21 protein-coding genes are annotated in these 24,212 nt (G+C 77.6%); 11 read left to right on the top strand and 10 right to left on the bottom strand.

The window, feature by feature from the left end; genetic code table 11:
* The first annotated feature begins 34 nt into the window (after positions 1 to 34).
* On the top strand, positions 35 to 1,453 hold the full coding sequence (locus tag ACI78S_RS07980) for a pyridoxal phosphate-dependent decarboxylase family protein (protein ID WP_456971947.1): 1,419 nt from the start codon (positions 35 to 37) through the stop codon (positions 1,451 to 1,453).
* Between the two features lie 62 nt (positions 1,454 to 1,515).
* Here ACI78S_RS07980 and ACI78S_RS07975 read toward each other — a convergent pair whose 3' ends face one another.
* Positions 1,516 to 1,659 carry a hypothetical protein gene (locus ACI78S_RS07975; RefSeq protein ID WP_456971945.1) on the bottom strand — a complete coding sequence of 48 codons (144 nt, stop codon included), beginning with the start codon at positions 1,657 to 1,659 and terminating at the stop codon, positions 1,516 to 1,518.
* Between the two features lie 20 nt (positions 1,660 to 1,679).
* Entirely contained in the window at positions 1,680 to 2,180 is a 501-nt protein-coding gene (locus tag ACI78S_RS07970; RefSeq protein WP_456971943.1) for an N-acetyltransferase family protein, read from the bottom strand.
* 83 nt (positions 2,181 to 2,263) lie between these two features.
* Here ACI78S_RS07970 and ACI78S_RS07965 point away from each other — a divergent pair, with 83 nt between their 5' ends.
* Positions 2,264 to 2,710, top strand: coding sequence for a winged helix-turn-helix transcriptional regulator (locus ACI78S_RS07965; RefSeq protein WP_456971941.1), 447 nt, complete (start codon positions 2,264 to 2,266; stop codon positions 2,708 to 2,710).
* A gap of 12 nt (positions 2,711 to 2,722) precedes the next feature.
* On the opposite strand, the gene zwf is transcribed toward ACI78S_RS07965, so the two are convergent.
* The gene (gene zwf / locus ACI78S_RS07960; protein WP_456971939.1) at positions 2,723 to 4,210 is read right to left on the bottom strand and encodes a glucose-6-phosphate dehydrogenase; all 1,488 of its coding nucleotides are present in this window, start codon (positions 4,208 to 4,210) and stop codon (positions 2,723 to 2,725) included.
* A 182-nt stretch (positions 4,211 to 4,392) separates the two neighbouring features.
* Here zwf and ACI78S_RS07955 point away from each other — a divergent pair, with 182 nt between their 5' ends.
* The gene (locus ACI78S_RS07955; protein WP_456971937.1) at positions 4,393 to 4,821 is read left to right on the top strand and encodes an ester cyclase; all 429 of its coding nucleotides are present in this window, start codon (positions 4,393 to 4,395) and stop codon (positions 4,819 to 4,821) included.
* On the opposite strand, the gene ACI78S_RS07950 is transcribed toward ACI78S_RS07955, so the two are convergent.
* The 4 genes from ACI78S_RS07950 to ACI78S_RS07935 all read right to left on the bottom strand — a co-directional run bounded on the left by ACI78S_RS07950 (position 4,822) and on the right by ACI78S_RS07935 (position 8,313).
* Positions 4,822 to 5,112 (bottom strand): hypothetical protein, encoded by a 291-nt coding sequence (locus tag ACI78S_RS07950; protein ID WP_456971935.1) that lies wholly within the window; start codon positions 5,110 to 5,112, stop codon positions 4,822 to 4,824.
* A 142-nt stretch (positions 5,113 to 5,254) separates the two neighbouring features.
* Positions 5,255 to 6,421 (bottom strand): FAD-dependent oxidoreductase, encoded by a 1,167-nt coding sequence (locus ACI78S_RS07945; protein WP_456971933.1) that lies wholly within the window; start codon positions 6,419 to 6,421, stop codon positions 5,255 to 5,257.
* Positions 6,418 to 7,677, bottom strand: a complete 1,260-nt coding sequence (locus tag ACI78S_RS07940) for a flavin-containing monooxygenase (protein ID WP_456971931.1) — start codon at positions 7,675 to 7,677, stop codon at positions 6,418 to 6,420. Before ACI78S_RS07940 ends, ACI78S_RS07945 begins: the two co-directional genes overlap by 4 nt.
* A gap of 63 nt (positions 7,678 to 7,740) precedes the next feature.
* Positions 7,741 to 8,313, bottom strand: a complete 573-nt coding sequence (locus tag ACI78S_RS07935; RefSeq protein ID WP_456971929.1) for an OsmC family protein — start codon at positions 8,311 to 8,313, stop codon at positions 7,741 to 7,743.
* A 137-nt stretch (positions 8,314 to 8,450) separates the two neighbouring features.
* Here ACI78S_RS07935 and ACI78S_RS07930 point away from each other — a divergent pair, with 137 nt between their 5' ends.
* Positions 8,451 to 8,693: a PIG-L deacetylase family protein gene (locus tag ACI78S_RS07930; protein WP_456971927.1), complete on the top strand. Its 243-nt coding sequence runs from the start codon at positions 8,451 to 8,453 to the stop codon at positions 8,691 to 8,693.
* Entirely contained in the window at positions 8,690 to 9,520 is an 831-nt protein-coding gene (locus ACI78S_RS07925; RefSeq protein WP_456971925.1) for a MaoC/PaaZ C-terminal domain-containing protein, read from the top strand. The genes ACI78S_RS07930 and ACI78S_RS07925 overlap by 4 nt, the downstream gene beginning before the upstream one ends.
* On the opposite strand, the gene ACI78S_RS07920 is transcribed toward ACI78S_RS07925, so the two are convergent.
* Complete coding sequence (locus tag ACI78S_RS07920) at positions 9,508 to 12,222, bottom strand: ATP-binding protein (protein WP_456971923.1); 2,715 nt, start codon at positions 12,220 to 12,222, stop codon at positions 9,508 to 9,510. The two genes, ACI78S_RS07925 and ACI78S_RS07920, sit on opposite strands and share 13 nt — an antisense overlap.
* 132 nt (positions 12,223 to 12,354) lie before the next feature.
* On the opposite strand from ACI78S_RS07920, the gene ACI78S_RS07915 reads away from it, so the two are divergent.
* The 3 genes from ACI78S_RS07915 (at position 12,355) to ACI78S_RS07905 (ending at position 18,140) form a co-directional block, all read left to right on the top strand.
* The gene (locus ACI78S_RS07915) at positions 12,355 to 17,007 is read left to right on the top strand and encodes a cation-translocating P-type ATPase (RefSeq protein ID WP_456971921.1); all 4,653 of its coding nucleotides are present in this window, start codon (positions 12,355 to 12,357) and stop codon (positions 17,005 to 17,007) included.
* A 383-nt stretch (positions 17,008 to 17,390) separates the two neighbouring features.
* A complete protein-coding gene (locus ACI78S_RS07910; protein WP_456971919.1) occupies positions 17,391 to 17,777 on the top strand; it encodes a TFIIB-type zinc ribbon-containing protein in 387 nt (128 codons plus the stop codon).
* Positions 17,778 to 17,789: 12 nt separating this feature from the next.
* Positions 17,790 to 18,140 carry a UBP-type zinc finger domain-containing protein gene (locus ACI78S_RS07905; protein WP_456971917.1) on the top strand — a complete coding sequence of 117 codons (351 nt, stop codon included), beginning with the start codon at positions 17,790 to 17,792 and terminating at the stop codon, positions 18,138 to 18,140.
* Here the strand turns inward: ACI78S_RS07905 and ACI78S_RS07900 are convergent.
* Complete coding sequence (locus ACI78S_RS07900; protein ID WP_456971916.1) at positions 18,076 to 19,554, bottom strand: ATP-binding protein; 1,479 nt, start codon at positions 19,552 to 19,554, stop codon at positions 18,076 to 18,078. The genes ACI78S_RS07905 and ACI78S_RS07900 overlap by 65 nt on opposite strands.
* Positions 19,551 to 21,206 carry an FAD-dependent oxidoreductase gene (locus tag ACI78S_RS07895; RefSeq protein WP_456971914.1) on the bottom strand — a complete coding sequence of 552 codons (1,656 nt, stop codon included), beginning with the start codon at positions 21,204 to 21,206 and terminating at the stop codon, positions 19,551 to 19,553. Before ACI78S_RS07895 ends, ACI78S_RS07900 begins: the two co-directional genes overlap by 4 nt.
* A 104-nt stretch (positions 21,207 to 21,310) precedes the next feature.
* On the opposite strand from ACI78S_RS07895, the gene ACI78S_RS07890 reads away from it, so the two are divergent.
* Genes ACI78S_RS07890 through ACI78S_RS07880 form a run of 3 tightly spaced genes read left to right on the top strand, consistent with a single transcriptional unit; the run spans position 21,311 to position 24,193 of the window.
* The gene (locus ACI78S_RS07890; RefSeq protein WP_456971912.1) at positions 21,311 to 22,687 is read left to right on the top strand and encodes an FAD-dependent oxidoreductase; all 1,377 of its coding nucleotides are present in this window, start codon (positions 21,311 to 21,313) and stop codon (positions 22,685 to 22,687) included.
* Between the two features lie 4 nt (positions 22,688 to 22,691).
* A complete protein-coding gene (locus ACI78S_RS07885; protein WP_456971910.1) occupies positions 22,692 to 23,402 on the top strand; it encodes an SGNH/GDSL hydrolase family protein in 711 nt (236 codons plus the stop codon).
* A 26-nt stretch (positions 23,403 to 23,428) separates the two neighbouring features.
* Positions 23,429 to 24,193, top strand: a complete 765-nt coding sequence (locus tag ACI78S_RS07880) for an alpha/beta hydrolase (RefSeq protein WP_456971908.1) — start codon at positions 23,429 to 23,431, stop codon at positions 24,191 to 24,193.
* The last annotated feature ends 19 nt before the right edge of the window (positions 24,194 to 24,212 follow it).

Here is a 24,212-nt window from a genome sequence, read left to right as displayed (position 1 = left end):
GAGCGCCGGCCCCCGCCGTGGCAGCCTGCGCGGGGTGACGGACCTGCGCGCACTGTTCGCCGCTGTGGCGGAGCACGCCGCGGCCTACCGGGCCGGCCTCGGCGACACCCGGGTGGCGCCCCCGGAGGAGGCCGCCGCCGTCGTCCGGTCGGCGCTGGGGCGGCTGGCCGACGAGCCGTGCGACCCGGCCGACGTCGTCGGTGAGCTCGTGGCGGCCGTCGAGCCGGGACTGGTCGCGACGGCGGGGCCGCGGTTCTTCGGCTTCGTGATCGGCGGCGCGCTGCCCGCCGCGACCGCGGCCGACATGCTCGCCGCCGCCTGGGACCAGCCGGCGTTCAACGCGGTGAGCTCGCCGGCGGCCGCGGTGGTCGAGGAGGTCGCCGGGGCGTGGCTCGCCGAGCTGCTCGGGCTGCCCCCCGCGGTGTCGGTCGGCTTCGTCACCGGCGCGCAGGGCGCCAACACGGTCGGGCTCGCCGCCGCGCGGCACCGCGTGCTGGCCGACGCCGGCTGGGACGTCGAGCGCGACGGCCTGGCCGGCGCCCCGCCGGTGCGCGTCGTGGCCTCGGTGGAGCGGCACGTCACCCTCGACCGGTCGCTGCGGTTGCTCGGGCTCGGCACCCGCGCGGTCGTGCCCGTGGCCGCCGACGCCCAGGGGCGGATCGACGTCGCCGCGCTGGCGCGTGCCCTCGCCGAGCTGCCCGCGGGGCCGACGGTGGTGGCCCTGCAGGCGGGCAACGTGAGCACCGGCGCCTGCGACGACCTCGCCGCCGCCGTCGAGGTGGCGCGCCGGCACCGGGCCTGGGTGCACGTGGACGGCGCCTTCGGCCTGTGGGCCGCGGCGAGCCCGGCGACCCGGCACCTCGTCGCCGGCGTCGAGGGCGCCGACTCGTGGGGCACCGACGGCCACAAGTGGCTCAACGTGCCCTACGACAGCGGCTACGCCTTCTGCGCCGACCCGGCCGCGCACCGGGCGGCGATGTGGTTCACCGCCCCCTACCTCACCGGCCAGGGCGAGGGCGCCGTCCGGCACCCTGCTGACTTCGTGCCGGAGTCCTCGCGGCGGGCCCGCGGCTTCGCCACCTGGGCGGCGCTGCGCGAGCTGGGGCGCACCGGGGTCGCCGGCGTCGTCGAGCGGTGCTGCGCGCTCGCGCGCCGGTTCGCCGAGGCGCTCTCGTCGCTCGACGGGGTCACGGTCGTGAACGACGTCGTCCTCAACCAGGTGCTCGTCCGGTTCGGGGCCGACGGTTCGGCCACCGACGCGGTGGTCGCCGCCGTCCAGCGGTCGGGGGAGTGCTGGACCGGGGCGACCACCTGGCGCGGCACCCGGCTCATGCGCGTCTCGGTCTCCAACGCGACGACGACCGAGGACGACGTCGACCGGTCGGTGGCCGCGATCGCCGGCGCGTGGCGCGCGGTCCGCGGCGGGGACGTCCCCGTGATCATGGCGCCGTGACCACCGCGGGGGCCCGGGACGTGGTCCCGGCGCCGTGATCGACGGGGGACCCGCTGCCGAACTCAGCGGCGGGTGAGCAGGGACGTGATCTCGTGCGCCGACTCGAGCGTGGGCGCGTCGGCGATGAGCCGGCGCAGCGCGCGCTCGTCGCGGAGCATGCGGCGGGTGGCGCGGGCCCGGGTCAGGCGGTCGTGCAGGCGGGACATGGCGGGTTCCTCTCGGGTGGTCAGCCGGCCGCGACGGCCGGCGCGGGGGAGTCGATGCGGCTGCGCACCGTGTAGACGCCGTCGTCCTCGTCGAGGGCGGCGCCGGGGAGCAGCCGGCGGATCAGGCGCAGCATCCGGTCGTTGTCGGCCTGCACGGTGGCGGTCAGCTCGCGCACGCCGCGGCGGGCGGCGAGCTCGGTCAGGTCGCGCAGCAGCTGCCGGCCCAGCCCCGCGCCCTGCCACGCGTCCTCCACGACGACGGCGAACTCCGCCGACGAGGGGTCGGTGGGGGAGCGGTCGTAGCGGGCCACGCCCACCACCTCGCCACCGACCACGGCGACCACGGCCTCGCGGGCGTCGTGGTCGACCTGCACGAGGTGGCGGACGAACGCCATCGGGAAGCGGCGCACCGGCGCGTGGAAGCGCCGGTACCGGGTCTCCGCCGACAGCCGCGGCCAGAGGCGGAGGAACGCCGGCAGGTCGTCGGGCCGCACGGGCCGGGTCGCCACCGCGATGTCCATCGGGACCTCCTGAGTTCGTGGGACGAACTCTGCTCCTCCGTTCGAGGTTCGTCAAGTGAACTCAGGGGTTCTATGCTGGGGCCGTGAGCGAGCTGCTGCTGGACCGCTCCCGGTGCTCGGTCGCCGGGACCCTGGCCGTCGTCGGCGAGAAGTGGAGCCTGCTGGTGCTGCGCGAGGCGTTCCTCGGCGTGCGCCGGTTCGCCGACTTCCAGCGCATCCTCGGCGCGCCCCGGGCCGTCCTCACCGACCGGCTGGCCACCCTGGTCGACCAGGGCATCCTCAAGCGCGTGCCGTACCAGGCCGAGGGCGAGCGGCAGCGCCACGAGTACCGCCTGACCCGCAAGGGGATCGACCTCTACCCGACGCTGGTCGCGCTCATGGAGTGGGGCGACCGCTGGCTCGACGACGGGCCCGGGATGATGGAGCTGCGGCACCGCGACTGCGGCGCGCCCGTGCACCTCGCGCTCACCTGCGAGGACGGGCACGCCCTCGACAGCGCCCGCGACGTCACCCCGCAGCCGCGCAGCTGACGCGGGCGACGGTCACAAGGAGCGCCAGCGGCGGCCCTCCCGGCTGATCAGCGTCGTCGCCTCGGTCGGCCCCCACGTCGCGGCCTGGTAGAGCGGGATCGGGTGCGGGTCGCCGCTCCAGTACTGCAGCACCGGGTCGACGATCTTCCACGAGCGGCTGACCTCGTCGGCGCGGATGAACAGCGTCGGGTCGCCGATCAGCGCGTCGAGGATGACCCGCTCGTAGGCGTCGATCGACTGCTGCTCGAAGCTCTCGTAGGAGAAGTCCATCGAGGCCTTCTGCACCCGGAAGGCGTGGCCGGGCACCTTCGCCCCGAAGCGCAGCGACAGCCCCTCGTCGGGCTGCACCCGCACGATCAGGGCGTCTGGCTCGAGGTCGCCCTGCGTGCCCGGGAACAGCGGCAGCTGCGGCGGCCGGTGGAACTCCATCGCCACCTCGGTGACCCGGGCCGGCAGCCGCTTGCCCGTGCGCACGTAGACCGGCACCTCGTTCCACCGCCAGTTGGCCACCTCGAGCCGCAGCGCCACGAACGTCTCGGTCGAGCTCAGCGGGTCGACGCCCGGCTCCTCGCGGTAGCCGGGCATGAGCTCCTCGCGGGTGCCGCCGCGGGTGTACTGGCCGCGCACGGCGCGGGCCGCGATGTCGGCCTCCGACTCCAGCGGCCGGATCGCCCGCAGCAGCTTCACCTTCTCGTCGCGGATGGCCTCGGGGTGGAAGGACGTCGGCGGCTCCATGAGGAACAGCGAGAGCACCTGCAGCACGTGGTTCTGCACGATGTCGCGCATCGCGCCGGTGGTCTCGTAGAAGCCGCCGCGCTCGCCGACCCCCAGGGTCTCGGCGACGGTGATCTGCACGTTGTCCACCCAGGTGCGGTTCCAGATCGGCTCGAAGATCGAGTTGGCGAAGCGCAGCGCCAGCAGGTTCTGCACCGTCTCCTTGGCCAGGTAGTGGTCGATCCGGAAGATCTGCTCCTCGGTGAAGGCGGTGGACAGCTCGGCGTAGAGGTCGCGGGCGCTCTCCTCGTCCCAGCCGAACGGCTTCTCGATGACCGCCCGCACGAACGCCTCGCCGTCGGGGACCGACAGCCCCGCCTTGCCGAGGCCGAGGGCGATCGGCCCGAACAGCCGGGGCGGCGTGGAGAAGTAGTGGACCCGGTTGCCCGCCGTCCCGACCGCGCGGTCGCACTCGCCGAGCACCTCCGCGAGCCGGGCGAAGGTGGCCGGGTCGTCGTAGCCGCCGTGCACGTACCGCGCGCCGGCCAGCAGCCCGGTCCAGCGCGGGTTGTCGGTGGCGCCGACCTTCTCGCGGCAGTACGCGGCGAACTGCTCGTCGGTCATCGGCGTGCGGGCCACCCCGACCAGCGCCACCTCGGGCGGCAGGGCGCCGTAGGCGGCCAGCCGCTCGAGCGCCGGGAGCAGCTTGCGGGCGGTCAGGTCCCCGGACGCGCCGAAGATGACGAGGACGCAGGGCGGGGAACGACGTTCGAGCTCGGTGGGCACGGCCGGAGTCTGCCCCGAGCCGGCCCGGCAGCGGGAGCTCTCCGGCGCCGGGACGGCGCGCCGCCCTCCCGGGACGACGGTGGCGCCGGTCGTGGCCGCGCTCCGGCGGCCAGCTCTGGCGGCGCGCCTCCCACCCGCGCGGTCACCCTGTCGGAGCCTGCTGCGGACGGGCAGGATGACCCATGGCCTTCGACGTCGACCGGCTGCTGCGCCTGTGGACCGACCCGCTCCCGGACGACGAGGACGCCGCGCAGGACGCGTTCCGCGCCGTCTACACCGACCCGGTGCAGGTGAACGGGGTGGCGTTGTCGGCGGGCGACCTCGTCCGGCGGGCGCGGGCGCTGCAGGCGGTGTTCGACCAGCCCGAGCGCACGGTGCTGGACGTCGCCCAGGCCGACGGCAAGGTCGCCGTGGCCTTCCGGCTCAGCGGCCGCCAGGTGGGGCCGCTGGCCACCGCCGCCGGCGTGCTGGCCCCCACCGGACGGCATCTGGAGCTGCGGGCGATCGACCTCCTGTCGCTGCGCGACGGTCGGATCAGCGCGATCTGGATGGCCGCCGACGAGCTGGGCGCGCTGGCCGCCCTCGGCGCCGTCCGGCTGTCGTCGGCCTAGCTAGGGGACCGGCGCGAGCGGGGCGCGGCAGCGGGCGGCGTCGAACGGCTGGCCGGCGGTGTCGAACAGCGCCGCGGCGGAGGCGTAGAGGCGGTCGGCCTCGATGACCCGGCCCTCGGCTCGCGCCACGGCGGCGTGCACCTCGACCAGCGCGGCCGCCCAGGCGGTGCCCTCCCAGAGGGCGACGCCCGCCTCGGCGACCGCGGCCCAGCGGCGGGCGCCCTCGAGGTCGCCCCGGCGGCACGCGCCCGCGCGGCCGGCGCGGCCAGCATGATCGCGCGGAAGGAGCACTGGTCGTCGCGGTTCGGCCCCAGGGTGGCCTCGGCCCGGTCGACCACGGCCAGGGCGGCCTCGGCGTCGTCGGTGCGGAAGCCGCCGAGGAGCTGCACCCGGATCTCGCGGGCGCCCATGCGACCACCCCTGGCGGCGGACCCTAGACCGCTCCGGCGACGGGGTGGAGCCCCTCGAGCAGCTCCACCTCCTCGGCCATCGCCGAGGCCATCGCCCGGAGCAGGCCGCGGACCTCTCGGAGGTCCCAGTCGTGGGCGGCGATGCGCTCGACCACGCGCAGCACGGGCAGCGTGAGGGCGTCCCGGACGGCGGCGTACCCGGCCAGCGCCTCCTGCTGCGCCCGCCCGGGCCGGGGCGCGCTCAGCACCGCGCGGGCGAGCAGCTCGGCGTCCCGCAGCGCCGCGGACATGCCGTGGGTCGACAGCGGGTCCTTCCAGCAGCCGGCGTCCCCGACCAGCGCCCAGCCCGGGCCGTACGGCACCCGCAGGTGCGCGGGCGTGCCGCGGACGTGCCGCACGGCGCCGACCGGCCGGGCGGCCGCCAGCACCGGGCCGAGCGGGGCGGCCGCGGCCAGCGCGCGCAGCGCCTCCTGCGGCCCGCGGGCGCGCACCAGCGGCTGCACGGTGGCGGGCGCGCCACCGGCGAAGACGCAGGTGAGCCCGTCGTCGGTCGGGATGGCCCCGGCGCTGGCCCCCGGCCGGTACAGCCACTCGTAGCCCTCCGCGGGCATCCCCGCGAAGTAGCCGTAGAGCACCTCGGTGGCGGCCCGGCCCGCGTACCGCGTCGCCGCGCGCACCCCCGCCGCCACCAGGGAGGAGCGGCCGTCGGCGCCGATGACCAGCGGCGCCCGCTCCTCGCGGACCCCGCCGTCCCGCGTCCGCACCGCGACACCGGTGACCCGGCCGTCGGACCCGCGCAGCAGCCCGGTGACCGGCGTGCCGTGGCGGACGGTGGCCCCGGCGCGGGCGGCGGCGTCGGCGAGCAGCGGGTCGAGCACCGTCCGCCGCGGCGCGTACAGGGCGTCGAACCCCGGGCCCGGCCGCAGCGAGACGGTCACCCGCTCGTCGCCGTAGGAGAAGACGACCCGGCGCACCGGCGGGGTGCCGGCCGCCCGGACGGCGTCGAGCAAGCCCCAGCGGTCCAGCTGCAGCACGCCCGCGCGCATCAGGGCGTGGGTCGAGACGGTGTCGCTGCCGGCGCGGGCGCGGTCGACGCAGAGCACCCGCAGCCCCGCGCGGGCCAGCAGCATGGCCGTGGACGCGCCGGCGACCCGCGCGCCGACGACGACGGCGTCCCAGGGGGCGCTCATGCCGCCGGCTCCAGGGCCGGCCGGGCGGCGCCCAGCTCGTCGAGGACCCGGCCGACGACCAGCGCGGCGTCGTGCCGCACGCCGTCGAGGAAGGTGGAGGTGCGCCGGGTCTGCCGGGGCGTGCCGACGACGTGCAGGCCGGGTGCGGCCGTCGCGCCGGCGAGGTGGCGGATCTCGCCCGCGGTGTCGAGCACCGGCACGTGCAGCCAGGGGTAGGCGCGGCGGTAGCCGGTCGCCCAGACCACCGAGCCGATGCCGGCCGCGGCGAGGTCGAGCGACCGCGGGGCGGCGTCCACCCGGGCGGTGGGGAGGCCGGACGGCGCCGGGTCGACCTCGTCGTCGAGGCCGACGGCGTGCGCGTAGGCGTCGACGCGCCGCAGCAGGCGGGCCAGCCGCTCGTCGGCCGCGGCCGTCGTGGCCGCCAGGTCGTCGGCGAACGTGACGCGGGTGCCGTCCGCGGCGACCAGCCGGCCGGCCAGCTCCACCCCGCGGGACTGCAGCGAGGGCAGGTCCACGTCGCGCCGGTCGGGCCGGCCGGCCAGCTGCAGCGACGACTCCGCCGGGCCGGGGGCCGGGCGCACCCGCACCCGCACCCGCCGGTCGAGCAGCCCCGCCGACGACAGCCACCACAGGACGTCCATCCCGCGGTGGGTGCGCGGCAGGCGGGTGTGCGAGCCGACGGCGAGGAGCACGCGGCGTCCCGCGGCGGCCAGCTCGTCGGCCAGCTGCACCCCGGAGGCGGAGGCCCCGACCACCAGGACGCCGCCGTCGGGCAGCGCACCGGGGTCGACGTAGGTGGCCGCCGTCTCCTGGGCGACGCGGCCGTCGAGGCCGGCCGCGAGGGAGGGCACCGCGGGCCGGTCGCACCAGCCGGTCGCGACGACGACCGCGCGGGCGGTCCAGGCACCGGCGGTGGTGGCGACGGCGTAGCCGCCGGCGCCCGGGCGCACCGACTCGAGCTCGGCGCCGCTCACCACGGGCGCGTCGAAGGACGCGGCGTAGCCGGCCAGGTAGGAGACGACCTCCCGAGCCCGCAGGAAGCCGGAGGGGTCGTCGCCGCGGTAGGACCAGCCGGGCAGCCGGCTCATCCAGTTGGGGGTGAGCAGCCGCAGCGACGCCCACGGGCGGGTGCGCCAGCGCTCGGCCGGCCGGCCGCGGTCGAGGACGACGTGGTCGACGCCGGCGTCGGTGAGCAGGCGGCTGACCGCGAGGCCGGCCTGGCCGGCGCCGAGGACGGCGACGGGGACGGAGGTCATGACGGGGCTCCAGGAGGGTGGCGGCGGCCCGCCCGGGGCAGGGGGCGGGCCGCCCGCGGGATCTCAGGGGGTGGTGACGTCGACGCGGACGTCGGTGCCGTTGCGCAGGACGTCGAAGACCGCCGAGCGCCGGCGGGACTGCTCGACGAGCTCGGCCAGCTGCTCGGGCGAGGCGTCGCCCTCGACGGTGACGTGCACCCGGATCTGCGAGTAGCCGTTCCGGACCGACTCGTCGAGGCCCAGGATGCCGAGCAGGTCGATGTCGCCCTCGACGGAGGACTCGACCCGGGTCAGGTCGATGCCGCGGGCGGAGGCGATGTTGGCCAGGCCGGCGGTCAGGCAGGCGGCGACGGCGTGCAGCAGGAACTCCACCGGCGTCGGTCCCCGGTTGGTCCCCACCAGCACCGCCGGGTGGTCGGCGTCGAAGGTGAAGGGCTCGGTGCGGCTGGTGTCCTCCTGGCCGGCGCCGTGGAAGCCCTGGATCGTGCTGCGGCTGTGGGTGCCGCGGACCCAGGTGTTGGTCGCGCGGAACTGGAAGTCGGCCAGCTGCGGCGCTCCGCGGACGGCGTCGAGCGTGGCGAACAGGGTGGGGACGTCGACGCCGTTGCGGGCCGGCCGGCTCACGGTCGAGGTCATGGCGGGTGCTCCTTCGTCAGGGCGGTGCAGGACGCCGCGGACGCTAGGGAGCCGGCCTTCCCCCGGCCTTCCGCCGTCGGGCGGCGGTCGCGGCGCCGCGGAAGGCCGGCGGAAGGCGCGCGCCGCACGGTCGGGGCATGGCACGCACCGTGCTGGGGGTCTGGGCCCACCCCGACGACGAGGCCTACCTGTCCGCCGGCCTCCTCGCCGCCGCCGTGGCCACCGGGGACCGGGTGGTCGTGGCCACCGCCACCCGCGGCGAGGGCGGGCTCGACGACCCGGCGGGCGACGTCGTGCGCGCCCGGGAGCTGGCCGCGAGCCTGGCCGCCGTCGGCGTGACGGAGCACCGCTGGCCGCGAGCCTGGCCGCCGTCGGCGTGACGGAGCACCGCTGGCTGCGCGCCGGCCGGCCGCTGCGCGACGGGCACCTGGCCGACGTGCCCGAGGAGGCGGGGGCCGCCGCCGTCGCGGCCGTCGTCGGCGACGTCCGCCCCGACCTGGTGCTCACCTTCGGCCCCGACGGCCTGACCGGGCACCCCGACCACCGCGCCGTGTCGGCGTGGACCACGCGCGCGGTCGCCGGCACCGGCGCGCGCCTGTGGTGGGCGGCGCTCACCGCGGGGTGGCTGGACCGCTGGGGCCCGCTGTGCGCCGCGACCGGCGTCTGGATGACCGGCCCGCCGGCGCCTGCGGCCGACCCGGAGCACGTGGCCGTCCTCTCCGGCCGGCTGCTGGACCGCAAGCTGGCCGCGCTGCGGGCGCACCGGTCGCAGACGGCCGGGTTGATCGCGCGGGTCGGCGAGGAGGTCTACCGCGAGTGGTGGCGCACCGCCCGCGACATCGAGCTGTCCACCGGGCTCGCCGGCGACCGCGACCCGGTGCACCACGACCCGGAGCTCGCGACGCGGTCGCGGTTCGGCGGGATCGTCGTCCAGGGCGGGGTGACCAGCGGCCTGCTCGACGCGCTCGTGGCGGAGGACCTGCCCGGCCCGGGCAGCGTCCTCCTCGCCGTGCACCGGAGCTTCCGCGCGGCCGTGCGGCCCGGCGAGGTGCTCACCGCGACGGCCGAGGTGACCGGCGCGCGGGCGGACGAGCCGGTCTGCACGCCGGCCACGACGATCGCGAACCAGGACGGCCTCGTGGTCCTGGACGGGACCGCGGTCGTGCGGCGCGACCCGGTGGTGGCGGCCGCGGCTCAGGCCGGCTGAGCCGCCGGCTCGGTCAGCGCCAGCTCCACCGCCTCGTCGAGCGACAGCCGCGCCCCCTCCGCGGCCGCCCGCTCGAAGCCGGCGTCGCCGAGGGCGGCGCGCAGCGTCCGCACCACCCGCTGGTGCTCGGGCCGGTCGCCGGGGGCGCGGTCGGTGCCCAGCTCGCGCAGCGCCGCGTCGGCGGCGCCGACGAGCACCGCGCCCCGGCCCACCCGGCCCAGCGCGGCCTCCGGCCCGGCCGCCTCGCCCAGCAACCACGCCGCGACCAGGCGCCGCCCGGTGGACCAGGACAGGTGCACCGCCCGGCGGTGCAGCGCGAGCGCCGTCGCGGGGTCCCCGCGGTGCTCGGCCAGGTAGCCGAGGTTGCCCAGCAGCATGCTCTGCAGGATGCCGTCGCCGACCTCGGTGCTCAGCTCCAGCGCCTCCTCGTAGGCGGCCCGGGCCGCGTCGTCGTCGCCGTGCACCCGGGTCAGCTCGCCGCGGATGCACAGGACCTGGGCGGTGAGCCCGCCCTCGCCGACCCGCCGGGCCAGCGCGATGCTCTCGTCCACCTGCCGCAGGGCGTCGGGGTACGCGGCGCCGTCGCCGATGAAGGTGACGGCGGTGAGGCCCAGCGCGTAGGCGAGGTAGCGGTCCGGCCCGAGGCCGCGGAACAGCTCGGCCGCCGCGGCCAGGTGCGTGCGGGCACGCAGGACGTCGACGGTCCACCAGAGGAAGCCCGAGGCGACCTGCAGGCGGGCCACCAGCGGCGCGTCGAGCCGGTCGGCGGCCGCGAGCAGGGCGCCGACCCAGGGGCGGCCCTCGGCGTGCCGCCCCTCCCGGTGCCAGTACGTGCCCAGCTGCCCGGCGATGCGGGCGGCGGTGCGCAGGTCGCCGCGCGCGGTGGTGTCGGCCTGCGCGGCGCGGATCTCGGGCATCAGCTCGCCGATGCGGTCCAGCCACGCGTCGGGCGCGGTCCACCGGTGCGCGTCGAGCTCCTCCAGGGTGTCGGCCACCCAGGCGGCGCGGCGGGCGCGCAGCTCGGCGGCGGCCGGCCCCGGCAGCAGCTCCCGGGCGCGCTCGCGGAGCAGCTCGAGCAGCCGGAAGCGCGGCGCGCCGTCGGGGCCGGTGCCGCGCCGCACCAGGCTCTGGTCGACCAGCCGGCCCAGCGACACGAGCGGGTCGGGGGCGACGCCGGCGCAGACCTGCTCCACGGCCTCCACCGGGACGGGACCGGCGAAGACGCCCAGCGCGGCGAACAGCTCGCGCTCGGCCGGGCCGAGCAGCTGCAGGCTCCAGTCGATCGTCGCCGGGATGGTGCGCTGGCGGGCCGGGCTGTCCCGCGGTGCCCCGTCCGGCGAGCCGAGCCGGGCGCCCAGCCGGGCCCGCAGCAGCGCCGGGGTGAGGGTGCGCACGTGCCCGGCCGCGAGCTCGATGGCCAGCGGCAGCCCGTCCACCTGCCGGCAGATCGCCACCACCTCCGGCAGGTGCGCGGCCAGGTCGAAGCCGGGGTCGACGGCGGCCGCGGCCTGCTCGAAGAGGGCGACGGCCGGGGCGTCGGCGTCCCCGGCCACCGCGAGCGGGGCGACGTCGTGCAGGCGCTCGCCGGCGATCTGCAGCCGCGCCCGGCTGGTGCACAGGAAGCGCACGCCCGGCGCCGCCGCGGCCAGCCGGCCGACCAGGGGAGCGGCGGGCGTCACGTGCTCGAAGTTGTCCAGCACGACCAGCAGCTCCCGCCGGCGCAGCACCTCGGCCAGCGCCCGCTCGGGATCGCCCGCCGTCCCGACGTGCAGCCCCAGCGCCCCGGCGACCAGGTCGGCGACCTCACCCGGGTCGCGCACCCGGGTGAGGTCGACGAAGGCGGCGGGGACGCCGGTCGCCCGGGTGCGCTCCAGGGCCACCTCGGTGGCCAGCCGGGTCTTGCCCACGCCGCCCGGGCCGACGAGCGTGACGACCCGGGCGGACTCGAGCAGGCGCAGCACGCGGGCGCGGTCGGCGTCGCGCCCGACCGTCGGCGTCGCGGGCAGCGGCACCGGCGTGCCCCGCGCCGGCCGCGGTCCGCCCTCGGCGGGCAGCCGCAGGGCCTGCGCCCGCAACGCCGCGGCGGCCGGGCCGGGCGCGGTGCCGAGCTCCCGCCGCAGGGTCCGGTCGAGGTGCTCCAGCCGGCGCAGCGCGTCGGACCGGCGGCCGGCGGCCACGTGCTCGCGCGCGACCTGCAGCGCGGCCTCCTCGTCGAGCGGGTCGGCGGCGGCGAGCTCGCCCCACCGCCCGGCCGCCCGCAGCAGCTCGAGGTGCCGCAGCCGCAGCCGGGCCCGGGCCTCCCCGGTCCACGGCTCGTAGGGGTCGTCGGGGAGCAGCTCCCCGCGCCAGTGCCCGAGCGCCGCCCCGGCGTCGGCGGCCCGCTCGAACTCCTCGACGTCGACGGTGACCTCCGCGGCGGGGAAGAGCGCGACGGCGTCGTCGGCCAGGACGACGGAGTCGCGCGCGCCGAGCGCCCCCCGGGCGTAGTGCGCGGCCTTGTGCAGCCGCGGCAGGGCCTCGTCCACCAGCAGGTCGGGCCACAGCGCGTCGAGCACCTGCTCCCGGCGCAGCCGGTGCCCCGGCGCGAGGGCGAGCAGCTTGACCAGCGCGGCGGCGGAGCGGCGGCGCCAGTCCTCGGCGGGCACCGGGCGGCCGTCGACCACGACGTCGAACCCGCCGAGCAGGCGGACGGCGACCCGCATCGCGCCTCCCGGTGGCTGTCCCCGACGGGTGCACCCTGCCGCGTGCGCAGGGACCGGTAAAGAGGCCGTCCCACCCGGTGGCGGAACCCGATCGGGCGTACGGTCGGCGCACGATCGTTCGGGGGGACGCCGATGGCACTGCTGGGCCGCCTCGCTCCCGCCCGCGGCATGCTGCGGGCGGCGGCCGGGCTGGCCTCGGGCGGCGCCGCGCTCGCGCTGGCTCCCGCCGTCGTCACCGCCGGGCTGGTCGGCGACACCGCGCGGGCCGGCGTCCGCACCGCCGCCCGCCTGACGTTCGGCTCGGTCGAGACCGCCCGCGCGGTCGCCGAGTCGGCCACCCGCGCCGTCGGCACCGTGCTCACCGGAGCCGACCCCATGCCCGACGGGCACGTGCACTCGCTCGTCGACGCGGCCAGGGCGATGGTGGAGCCGCCCACGGCCCGGCACACCCCCCGCGTGTGGGCCGACCGCGGCCACGTGCAGGTCGAGCTGTGCGCGCCGGCGGCCGAGGAGGCGCCGCAGGTCCGCCGCTCGCTGCGCCAGGCGCTCGAGCGGCTCGACGGGGTCTCCTGGGCCACCGTCAACGAGGTCGCCGGGCGGGTGCTGGTGGCCGTCGACGAGCGCCGGGTGGGCGTCGGCGACGTCGTCGAGGTGGTCACCGCGGTCGAGCAGGCGCGCGGGGCGACGCGGCTGTACCCGCTGCGCGAGGACCACCCGGCCGACCTCGAGCCGGTGCTGGCCGCCTGGGTCAGCGCGGCGGTCGACCTCGCCGCCCTCGCCGTGGCCACGGCGGCCAAGCGGCTGCCCGTGCCGGCGCTGACCCGGCACGCCACGCTGGCCGTGGCGCTGCTCGACAGCCAGGAGTGGATCAAGACCCGGCTGAGCGACCGCATCGGGCCCATCGGCACCGACCTCGTCTTCACCGGCACCAGCGCGCTGCTGCACGCCATGACCCAGAGCCCGACCGTGCCGGCGCTGAACGCGGCCGCCGCCGTGCAGGAGGCGCTGGAGATGCGCGCCCGCCGGCAGGTGTGGCGGCGCCGCGAGCACGAGCTGTGCGGCCCCGGGCCCGAGCCGGCCGACGACGGCGAGGTGCCCGCGCCGGGCCAGCGCCCCCGCCCGCTGCCGCCCGGGCCGATCGAGCGGTACCGGGCCCGGCTCGGTCCCACGGAGCTGGTCGCCGCGCTGGCGCTGGTGCCGCTCACCCGGCGGCCCGGCCGGTCGGCCGACCTGATGAAGGCGCTCACCCCGAAGGCCGCGACCCAGGGCCGGGAGTCGTTCGCCGCGACCCTGGACCTGCTCATGTGCCGCCGCGGCGTGCTGCCGATGGACGGCTCGGCCTACCGCCGGCTCGACCGCGTCGACACCGTCGTCGTCGACGGCGACGCCCTGTGCACCGGCCCGCCGGTCGTCCTGGAGGCGACCGCCGAGGCCGATGGGTGGGACGACGCGGCGGTCTGGACGGCCGCGACCCGGCTGCTCGGGACCGACGACGCCGCGATCGCGGACGGGCGGGCGCTGCGGCTCGGCCCGCCGCGCGCCGCCGACCTGCCCGGCGGCGAGCGCCGCTCGCTGCTGGAGGGCCGCCGGCGGATCGGTGAGGTGACCGTCGCCCCTGAGCTCGACCCGCACGCCGAGGCGCTGCTCACCGCGGCCGGGCGGGCCGGCTCCCGGCTGGTGCTCGGCGCGCACGCCGGCACCCGGGAGATCGCGGGCATGGCCGACGAGGTCGCCGACGCCGACGAGCCGCTGGTGGAGACGGTGCGCCGGGCGCAGGCCGACGGGCGCGGGGTGCTGCTGGTCTCGGCCGCCGACGGGCCGGCGCTGCTCGCCGCCGACGTCGCCGTCGCGCCGGTGCGCCCGGGGCGGGCCCCGGCCTGGGGCGCAGACCTGGTGACCGGCCCCGGCCTGGTCGACGCCTGCCACCTGGTCGCCGCCACCGCGGATGCCCGCGCGGTGAGCCGGCGCGCGGTCGAGAGCGCGCTCACCGGCAACGTGCTGGGCGCCCTGCTCGCCGCGGTCGGCAGCGCGGCCTACGGCCAGCGCAAGGCGACCACCCCGGGCAAGTCGGCGACCGCGCTCACCATGGCCGCCGGCACCTGGACGGCGGCGCGGGTGGCGCACCGCCCGCCGCCCCCGGCCGGCGTGCACACGCCGTGGCACGCGCTCGACCCCGACGACGTGCGGCGCCGCCTCGCCGACCTGCCGGACCGGCGGGAGGAGCACCGCTCGACCGTGCCGCAGCCGCTGCGCCGGCTGGCCGCGCGGCCGGCGCTGCGCACCCCGCTGCGCTACGCCCGCACGGTCGCCGCCGAGCTCAGCGACCCGCTCACGCCCGTGCTGGGCACCGGCGCCGCGGCCACGGCGCTGCTCGGCGAGGCCACCGACGCCGTCCTGGTCGGCAGCGTGACCGTGGCCAACGCGCTGGTCAGCGGGCTGCAGCGGCTGCGCGCGGAGAGCACGCTGGAGTCGCTGCTGCTGGAGCAGGACGTCTGCGTGCGCCGGGAGACCGACGGCGGCACCGAGGAGGTGCCCGGCAGCGCGGTGCGGGTGGGCGACGTGCTGCGGGTCGAGGCCGGCGACGTCCTGGCCGCCGACGCCCGCCTGCTGGAGGCCGCCGACCTCGAGGTCGACGAGTCCAACCTGACCGGCGAGTCGCTCGCCGTCGCCAAGTCGGTCCCCGCGACGCCGGGCGCCGAGGTGGGCGACCGCACCTGCATGCTCTTCGACGGCACGACCGTCGTCGCCGGCTCCGGCCGGGCGGTGGTGGTGGCCGTCGGCCAGGCCACCCAGGCGGGCCGGGCCTCGCGCGCGGCCGGCGCGGCCGCTCCGCCCGCGGGCGTGCAGGCCCGGCTCGGCGAGCTGACCCGCAAGGTGCTGCCGCTGACCCTGGCCGGTGGGGCCGCGGTCACCGCGCTCGGGGTGCTGTGGCGCCGGCCGCTGCGGGCCGCCGTCCGCGACGGGGTCGCCGTCGCCGTGGCCGCCGTCCCGGAGGGGCTGCCGCTGGTCGCGACCGTGGCGCAGCAGGCCGCCGCCCAGCGGCTGTCGCGGCGCGGCGCCGTGGTACGCAGCGCCCGGGTGCTGGAGGCGCTGGGCCGGGTGGACACGGTCTGCTTCGACAAGACCGGCACGCTCACCGAGAACCGGCTCGCCGTCACGCGGCTGGTGCCGTGCGACGGGCTCGACGAGGAGGGCCTGCTGCGGTTGGCCGCCGCCGGCATGGGCAACGGCGACGACGCCGCGCACGAGACCGACCGCGCCGTGCTCGAGGCCGCCCGCGACCGCGGCGTCCTGCCGTCCGACGAGCCCACCGCGAGCCTGCCGTTCGCCGCGGGGCGCGGGTTCTCCGCGGCGCTGCGCGACGGCCGGCTGGTGGTGAAGGGCGCGCCCGAGGTGGTGCTGCGCCGCTGCGGCGCGGCCGACGAGGTCCGCGACCGGGTGCAGGGCCTGGCGGCCGAGGGGCTGCGGGTGCTCGCGGTCGCCGACCGGGAGCTCGACGGCGAGCCCGAGGACCTGCAGGAGGCGGTCGACGGGCTCACGCTGCGCGGGCTGGTCGCGCTCGCCGACACCCTGCGCGACTCCTCGGTCGCGGCCATCGAGCAGCTGCAGGCCGCCGGGGTGCGGGTGCTGGTGGCCACCGGCGACCACCCGGAGACGGCGAGCGCGATCGCCGCGCAGGCCGGCATCCCCGACGCCGACCGGGTGGTGACCGGCGGCCGGCTGGCCCGCGCGTCGGAGGCCGAGCGGACGCGGATGGTGCAGGAGGCCGCCGTCTTCGCCCGCCTGTCCCCGGAGCAGAAGGTGCTGCTCGTGAGCGCGCTGCGCCGCACCGGGGCGACCCTGGCCATGACCGGCGACGGGGTGAACGACGCGGCGGCGATCCGGCTGGCCGACGTCGGGGTGGGCGTCTCCGGCGCCGAGTCCCCGGCCGCGCGCACCGCCGCCGACCTGGTGCTCACCGACCTCGACCTCACCCGGCTGGTCGACGCGATCGCCGAGGGCCGGGCCATGTGGTCGCGCGTGCGCGACGCGGTCTCGGTGCTGGTCGGGGGCAACGCCGGCGAGGTGTCGTTCACGGTGCTCGGCACCGCATTCGGGGGCCGGGCGCCGCTGAACACCCGGCAGCTGCTGCTGGTCAACCTGCTCACCGACATGTTCCCCGCGCTGGCGGTGGCGGTCGCCTCGCCGCGCACGGCGGCCGAGGACGACGGCGAGGGGCCGCTGGCCGGGCACCCGCTGGCGGCGGTGCTGCGCGCCGGGCCGCACCGCGACTTCACCGCGGAGCTGCGCCGGATCGTGCTGGTGCGCGGCGCCGCCACCACCGCCGGCGCGACCGGTGCCTGGGCGGTCGGCCGGCTCACCGGGCTGCGCGGGCGGGCCGGCACCATGGGCCTGGCCGCCCTCATCGCCACCCAGCTGGGGCAGACGGCGTGGATGGGCCGGCGCAGCCCGCTGGTGCTGGCCACGGCGGCCGGGTCGCTGGCCGTCCTCGGCGTCGTCGTGCAGACGCCGGGCCTGTCCCGGTTCTTCGGCTGCACGCCGCTGGACCCGCTGTCCTGGGCCGTCGTCCTCGGCTGGGCGGCGGCCGGGACCGCCGGCGCCGAGGTGGTGCCGGCCCTGCTGCACCGCAGGCGTGCGAGGGGAGGAGACGACGTGACCGAGCCCGAGCCGACGCCCGACCGCGCCGAGGGCACCGAGGAGCAGGAGCGCGACGTCCGCCACGCCGGCGGCGGGCGCACCTCCGGCGAGACCGCCGTCGACGACGACCTCGGCCGCGGCGACTGACCGGCGCGTGCACCGGTCGGTGCCAGCGCCCTCGTGCGCAGCGATGCGGTGACCACGACGTGGGATGCGCACCCGTGCGTGTCCGCGCGACGGCCGCTCCCCGGCCGCGCACCAGCGCAGGCCGTCCAGGACGCGTCACGGTCGCCGGCCGCCGGCCGGCCGCGGGGCATCGGGACGCACGCGCGAAAGCCCGCGGCCCCGGGTGCGACCGCTCGATCGGCTTCGACTTCTGCGCTCTCGTGGCCTTCCAGCCCTGGAAGGCCACGAGATCGCCGATCTCGCTGCGCACGCGAGGCCACCGGCCGGGGCCGCTACGCGCGGTTCCCGGCCCGGGGCGCCCGACGGCCCGGAACCCGAGCGGGGAGCCCGGGCGTTCAGGCGGCATGGATCTCACCTGTCCGAAGTGCCACGGCCCGATGCGCACCTACGAGCGCAACGGCGTCCACGTCGACCAGTGCGCCGACTGCCGCGGGATCTTCCTCGACCGCGGTGAGCTCGAGCGGCTGATCGACGCCGAGAACGCCTGGCACGGCAAGGACCCGTCGTCCGCGCACTCCTCGTCGCACTCCTCGTCGGAGCACCCGTCCGGGCACGCGGCCGGGCACGCCGGGGCCGCCGGCGGGCTGGGCGCCGTCGTCAACGAGGTGCTCAACGCGACCAAGCACAAGTCGCACGGCTCGTCGGGCTACGGCTACGACCAGTACGGCCGGCCGTACGGCCACGGCCACCCGAAGCGCAAGAAGTCCTTCCTCGACCAGCTCTTCGACTGATGCACTGACCTGGTGACCGCGACGACCCCCGGCATCGACCCGACCGTCCCACCCTCCGGCCCCGGCTGCGTCGAGTGCGAGGAGTCCGGCGGCTGGTGGTTCCACCTGCGCCGTTGCGCGCAGTGCGGCCACGTCGGCTGCTGCGACTCCTCGCCGGCGCAGCACGCCCGGGCCCACGCCGGCGCCGCCGGCCACCCGGTCGTGCGCAGCTACGAGCCGGGGGAGACGTGGTTCTGGGACTACACGCGCGAGCAGTACCTGCAGGGGCCGGAGCTGGCGCCGCCGGCCGCGCACCCGGTCAGCCAGCCGGCTCCCGGTCCCCGGGGCCGGGTCCCGGCGGACTGGCGGCAGCGGCTGCACTGACCCGCTCGGTCAGCGGCAGCAGCACCCGGAACCGGGTGTCGCCGGGCCGGGAGGTCACCCGCAGGTCACCGCCGTGCCGGTTGACCACGATGCGGTAGGACATGTCCAGGCCCAGCCCGGTGCCCTCGCCGACCGCCTTGGTGGTGAAGAACGGCTCGAACACCCGTCGCTGCAGCTCGTCGGGGATGCCGTGGCCGGTGTCGCCGACCTCGACGAACGCGCAGTCGCCGTCCCGGCCCGTGCGCAGGGTGAGCGTGCCGCTGCCGGCCATGGCGTCGAGGGCGTTGACGACCAGGTTGGTCCACACCTGGTTCAGCTCCGCCGGGTAGCCCGGGACCAGCGGCAACGAGCGGTCGTAGTCCTTGACGACGGTGACGCCGGCGCCGAGCTTGGCGCTGAGCATGACCAGCGTGGCATCGAGCCCGGCGTGCAGGTCGGTGTCCTGGTGCGGCGTGCGGTCGAGGTTGGAGTACTGCTTGGCGGCGTTCACCAGGCCGGAGATCCGGCTGGTGCTCTCCCGGATCTCGCCCAGCAGCATCTCGGTCTCGACGGTGTAGGCCAGCCAGCGCAGCGCGGGCTCGAGAAAGCCGGGGTCGACGGCGTCGGCGACCTTCTCCAGGTCCGCCGGGCCCAGGCCGGCGGGCACGAAGACCGCGGCCAGCTCCCAGGGCCCGGTGACCTCCCGGTCCTCGAGCCACTCGCCCAGCAGGTCCTCGCGGTCGGCGCGCTCGAGCGCCGAGAGCTCGTCGGCCTGCTCCAGGTTCGCGACGAAGGTCTCCTGCAGGTCGGTCAGCGCCCGCAGCACCCGGCCGTCGACCTTCCCCGAGGCGAGCATCGCCAGCTTGTGCCGCATGCCGGCGAACCGGTCGCGCAGCGCGGCGGTGGCCCGGGCGGCCGCGGCGGCGGGGTTGTTCAGCTCGTGCGTCAGCCCGGCGGTCAGCTTGCCCAGCGCCAGCAGCCGCTCGCGCTGGCCGACCAGCTCGTTGGAGTTGCGCGTGCCCACGAACAGGCCCTGCAGCAGGTGGGTCGCCATGGGGAACCAGCCGCGGAAGACCGTGCCGAACTCGACGGCCGGCAGCGCGAGGAAGCGGCAGCCGGTGACGGCGCGCACGGTCGCCGGGTAGCGCTGGTCGATCTGGTCGCCGAAGTAGAACTGGACGGCCCCGGAGTAGACGCCCGGGCTGTCGGTGCGGATGGTCTCCACCTCGTCGGCGCCCACCCGCCGCGACATGCTCATCGTGCCGTCGAGCAGCACGTAGAAGCACTCGGCCGGCTCACCCTCGGCGCTCACCACCGCCCCGGCCGGGTACTCGACGACGTCCCCGACCCGGGCCACCCAGGCCAGCTGCTCGTCGTCGAGGTCGGCGAACAGGAACAGGCCGCGCAGCTCCTCGGGCGTCAGGTGCGTGCTCACCGCTCCTCCAGGTACCGGTGCACCAGCGTGACCGCCATCGCGCCCTCGCCGACCGCCGACGCGACCCGCTTCACCGACTCGGCCCGCACGTCCCCGGCGACGAACACGCCGGGCAGGCTGCTCTCGAGGAAGTAGGGGTCGCGGTCGAGCGGCCAGCCGGCGGGCCGGCCGCCGTCGGCGAGCAGCGCCGGGCCGGTGGGGATGAAGCCGTGGGCGTCGCGGGTGACGACGCCGTCGAGCCAGTCGGTGTGCGGGGCCGCGCCGATGAAGACGAACAGGTGGTTGGCCGGCCGCGTCTCCTCGGTGCCGTCGAGGTGCCGCAGGGTCAGCTGCTCGAGGTGCTCGTCGCCGTGCGCCGCGGCCACCGTGGTGCAGGTGCGGACGACGATGTTCGGGACCGCCGCGATCTGCTCGATGAGGTAGTGCGACATCGAGGCCTCCAGCGACGGCCCGCGCACCAGCAGGTAGACGCACCGGGCCTGCCGGGAGAAGAAGACCGCCGCCTGCCCGGCGGAGTTGGCGCCGCCGACGATGAAGACGTCCTGGTCCTTGCAGTTGGCGGCCTCGGTCATGGCCGAGCCGTAGAAGACGCCCCGGCCGGTGAGCTCGGCGCACCCGGGCGCGCCCAGGGTCCGCCAGAACACGCCGGTGGCGAGGACGACGGCGTGCGCGGCGATGCTGCTGCCGTCGTCGAAGCGCACGGTCCGCGAGGAGCCGGTGACCTCCAGGGCGACGACGTCGCGGGCGGTGACCAGCTCGGCGCCGAACTTGGTCGCCTGCCGGCGGGCGCGGTCGGCCAGCTGGGCGCCGGAGACGCCGTCGGGGAAGCCCAGGTAGTTCTCGATCCGGCTGCTCTGCCCGGCCTGGCCGCCGGTGGCCCGCTTCTCGACCAGCACGGTGCGCAGGCCCTCGCTGGCCGCGTACACCGCGGCGCCCAGGCCGGCCGGACCGCCGCCGACGACCACCACGTCGTAGAAGTCGGTGCGCGGGTCGACGTCCAGGCCGACGGCCGCACCGAGCTCGGCCGGGGTGGGGGAGCGCAGCACCGCGCCGGCGGGTGTCAGCACCACCGGGACGTCGGCGGGGGTGGCCCCGGCGGCCTCGAGCAGCCGCTGGCCCTCGGCCTCCTCGACGCTGTACCAGCGGTAGGGGACGGCGTTGCGGGCCAGGAAGTCGCGCGCCTTGAACGACGGCGCCGACCAGCGGTGCCCGACGATCCGCACGTCCTCGACCGCGGCGTCCTTGCTCTCCCTCCAGGCCTGGATCATCGCGTCCACGACCGGGTAGAGCTTCTCCTCGACCGGTTCCCACGGCTTGAGCAGGTAGTGGTCGACGTCGACGACGTTGATCGCCTGGATCGCCGCGTCGGTGTCGGCGTAGGCGGTGAGCAGCGCGCGGCGGGCCCGGGGGAAGACGTCCATCGCCTTCTCGAGGAACTCGATGCCGTTTATCTGCGGCATCCGGTAGTCGGCCAGCAGTACCGCCACCGCGTCGCCGCGCAGCTTGAGCTCGCGCAGCGTCTCCAGGCCCTCGGCGGCCGAGGCGGCGCGCAGCACCCGGAACTCCTCGCCGTAGTGCCGGCGCAGGTCCCGGGCCACCGCCCGCGAGACGCCGGGGTCGTCGTCGACGCTGAGCAGCACAGGTTTCCCCACGTGCCCATCCTCGCCGGGGCGCGGGCCCGCCGGAACCCCCTTTCCGGAAGCGCCTCCGCATGTTCGCCGGGCGGGCGCCGGGAGCGTGACCTAGCGTCCGCGGCGTGACCCGGCGGCTGGTGGTGATCGGAGGGGACGCCGCGGGCGGCAGCGCGGCGTCGCAGGCCAGGAAGCGGCGGCCCGACCTCGACGTGGTGATGTTCGAGCGCGGCCGCGCGACGTCCTACTCCGCGTGCGGCATCCCGTACTGGATCAGCGGCGCGGTGGAGAGCGAGGCCGCGCTGGTCGCCCGGACGCCGGAGCAGCACCGGGCGGCGGGCATCGACGTGCGGATGCGCACCGAGGTGGTCGGCATCGACCTCGACCGCCGGGTCGTGCGCTGGCGGGAGCTCGACGGCGGCGCCGAGGGCACCGAGCCGTTCGACGACCTGGTGCACGCCACCGGCAGCGTGCCCATGCGGCCGCCGATCCCCGGCATCGACGCCCCCGGCGTGCACGGCGTGCAGACCCTGGACGACGGCGTGGCCCTGCGCGCCGCGCTCGACGGCGGCGGGGTGCGCCGCGTCGTCGTGGTCGGCGGCGGCTACATCGGGCTGGAGATCGCCGAGGCGTGCCGGGTCCGCGGGCTGGAGGTCACCGTCGTCGACCTGTCGCCGACCCCCGTGGGCACCTTCGACCCCGATGTCGGGGAGTTCCTCGCCGACGCGGTCCGGCGCAACGGCATCGAGCTGGTGCTCTCCGACGGGGCCGCCGCCGTCGAGACCGGCCCGGACGGGCGCGCGCGGGCGGTGGTGACCGCCGGCGGCCGGGAGCTGCCCGCCGACCTCGTCGTCCTGGGCCTCGGGGTCCGACCGGACGTGCGCCTGGCGCGCGAGGCGGGCATCCCGCTCGGCACCTCCGGCGGCATCGCCGTCGACGCCCGGATGCGCACCCAGGTCGAGGGCGTGTGGGCGGCCGGCGACTGCGTGGAGTCGCGGCACCGGCTCTCCGGTCAGCGCGTCGTCGTCGCGCTGGGCACGCACGCCAACAAGCAGGGCCGGGTGGCCGGCATCAACATCGGCGGCGGGTACGCGACCTTCCCCGGCGTCATCGGCACCGCGATCACCAAGATCTGCGACACCGAGGCCGCGCGCACCGGGCTGTCGTCGGCCGAGGCGGAGGCCGCCGGCTACTCCTTCGTCACCGCCGTGGTCGACTCCACGACCAAGGCCGGCTACTTCCCGGGGGCGTCACCGATCCGGCTGAAGATGATCGCCGAGCGGCGCAGCGGGCGGCTGCTGGGCGCGCAGATCGTCGGCAAGCGGGCCGCGGCGAAGCGGATCGACGCCCTGGCGATCGCCATCTGGAACGAGATGACCGTCGACGAGGTCCTCGCCCTCGACCTCTCCTACGCCCCGCCGTTCTCCCCGGTCTGGGACCCGGTGCTCATCGCGGCCCGCAAGGCCTTCGAGGCCGTCGAGGCCGACGTCCGGCGGCTGTGACGGGGTGCGCGCCTACGTCGCCCTGGGCGACTCCATCTCGATCGACGACTACGCCGGTGGCCCCGGCCGCGGCGGGGCCGCCCTGCTGCACCGCAACCGCGACGACGACTTCCCGGACTGGCGGGGTCGCGACCTGGTCTCGGCCGACCCCGCGGCGAGCTTCGACCTGCTCGCGACCGACGGCGCGACCACGGCCACGGTCCTCGAGCGCCAGCTGCCGCGGCTGGGCGCGCTGGGGGAGCGGCCGGACCTGGTGACGCTGACCGTGGGCGGCAACGACCTGCTCGCCGCCTACGGCGACACCCGCGCCGCGCGGGCGGTGGTGCGCCGGGTCCGCGCGGACGTCGACCGGGTGCTCGGCACCGTCACCGCCCGGCTGGCCCCGGGCGGGCGCGTGCTCCTCGGCACCGTCTACGACCCCAGCGACGGCACGGGGGACACCGCGCGGCTGGGCCTGCCGCCGTGGCCGGACGGCGTGGCGGTGATCGGCGAGCTGAACGAGGCGCTGCGCGGGGTGGCGGCCGCCCACGGCGCCGCCGTCGCCGAGATCGCCGAGGAGTTCGCCGGACACGGCCTGCGGGCCGGGGACCCGGCCCGGCCCGACCCGCGGCCGGGGTCGCGCGAGCTGTGGTTCTGCTCGGTCATCGAGCCCAACGCCTGGGGGGCCGGTGGCGTGCGGGCGGCGTTCTGGCGCGCGCTGCACGGGGCGGCCTGACGGCCTCCGCCGGGTAGGGATCCCCCGTGCCGACGCGGCGGGACTTCCTCGGGGCCGGCGCCGGACTGCTGGCCGCCGGCGTCCTCGCCGGCTGCGGAGGGCGGCTGCCGGGGCGGGAGGTCTCCGCCGCGCTCCTGGGGGCCCGGCCGCCGACGGGCCCTGCCCCGGCCGGCCCGCCGGCCGAGCCGGGCACCCGACCGCTGGGGCTGCGCCAGGACCGCGACGCGCTGCTGCACGTGCCGCCGGGGCTGCCGGCGGGCGCGCCGGTCCCGCTGGTGCTCACCCTCCACGGGGCCGGGGGCGACGCCGCCTCCGGGATCGGGCTGCTCGCGGGCGGGGCCGACGAGCGGGGGATCGTGCTGCTCGCCCCGGCGTCGGAGGGCCGCACCTGGGACGCCGTCAGGAGCCGCTTCGGCCCGGACGCCGCGTTCGTCGACGCCGCGCTGGAGGAGGCGTTCCGGCTCGTCCCCGTGGACGGCGCCCGCCTGGCCGTGGCCGGCTTCTCCGACGGCGGCTCCTACGCGCTCGGCCTCGGCCTGGCCAACGGCACCGTGTTCCGCCGGGTGGTCGCCTTCTCGCCGGGGTTCCTGCCCGACGCGCCTCGGCGGGGTCGGCCGCCGGTGTTCGTCTCGCACGGGGAGGGCGACGACGTGCTGCCGGTCGACCGGGCCGGCCGGCGGATCGTCCGGGCGCTGCGCGACGACGGCTACGACGTCACCTACCGCGAGTTCACCGGGGGCCACGAGGTGCCCGGCGCGATCGCCGACGAGGCGGTGGCCTGGCTGGGCTGAGCCGCGGCCATAGGCTGCC

It is taken from the genome of Geodermatophilus sp. SYSU D00815 (assembly GCF_054050035.1).
The sequence above is the reverse complement of the archived record's forward strand: the minus strand, read 5'-3'. Positions and strand labels throughout refer to the sequence as shown.